The sequence below is a fragment of the Prevotella sp. MGM1 genome (genome assembly GCF_002933775.1).
Classification (GTDB): domain Bacteria; phylum Bacteroidota; class Bacteroidia; order Bacteroidales; family Bacteroidaceae; genus Prevotella.
Map to the genome: position 1 here is coordinate 1 of NZ_BEWV01000017.1, position 973 is coordinate 973.

The 973-nt window shown below is 45.0% G+C and carries 1 protein-coding gene and 1 tRNA gene; both read left to right on the forward strand.

Annotation, left to right across the window (positions count from 1 at the left end; genetic code table 11):
* Nucleotides 1–177: 177 nt before the first annotated feature.
* Nucleotides 178–250: transfer RNA gene (locus MoGM_RS00225), tRNA-Pro, on the forward strand.
* A gap of 187 nt (nt 251–437) precedes the next feature.
* Nucleotides 438–815 carry a hypothetical protein gene (locus tag MoGM_RS00230; RefSeq protein ID WP_104368250.1) on the forward strand — a complete coding sequence of 126 codons (378 nt, stop codon included), beginning with the start codon at nt 438–440 and terminating at the stop codon, nt 813–815.
* The last annotated feature ends 158 nt before the right edge of the window (nt 816–973 follow it).

Genomic DNA, 973 nt, shown 5'->3' on the forward strand with positions numbered 1-973 from the left:
AACCGGGGACACAAGGATTTTCAGTCCTTTGCTCTACCAACTGAGCTATGGCACCAAAGGATTTTTTCAAATCCGAGTGCAAAGGTAGATGTTTTTTTGCATACATGCAAATTTTTATTGATAAAATTGCACGTGTTTCGGATTTTTTCTATACCTTTGCACTCGCTTTCAAGCAATCGGGATGTAGCGCAGTTGGTAGCGCACTACGTTCGGGACGTAGGGGTCGGGCGTTCGAGTCGCCTCATCCCGACAAAATGAAAGGTAAAAGGTTGGTTTGTCCAACCTTTTTTTTATTTGTAGCGGTTCTTATGCATTTTTTTAGGGGCAGTAGAATTTCTACTGACTCAGGATATTGCCACAATGTACGAATTGATAAGAAACCATCATCAATGACAAAGGCAGACAAACTCTGATTGCGCGACCGCATACTGCTATGTATGACAGCGTTTACACTTGCTTCAAGCATACTACTCGAAGCGACGGGAAGCCGTCACTCGTCATGGATATGGATACATATCATTATGGGATGTATGTTTCCCGGCAATGTCGTCTGGCATCTATACTTGCATTTTGGTTGGAAAGCATGGTTCCAGAAGCTGCGTAAACAAGTATCTCCAGTCACTCGGTCGCTTGCCATTTTCACACTTCTTACCATCATCAGTGCTGTTGTGGCTTTCATCCATTGGGTTGGTTCATTCACGCACTCTGCGCTTGGCGGTATTCACGGCAAAATAGGCTTGGCATTCCTCATCCCCACCATCGGACATACAATAAAGCGCATTGGCTTTTATCGCTCAAAACGCTACCCGGTATAACCCGACAAACCATATTAGAGTTATTCTTTACCGACAAACATCACGCGGCTCCAGGTTTGAGAGACCGGACATTAAGAATGCAATTGGCCGCTCTCTACGGACAAACTTTGGGTCAGCGGATTTTTCCGGTGGGCGGGAGAGAGTATCAAGAGTATAGT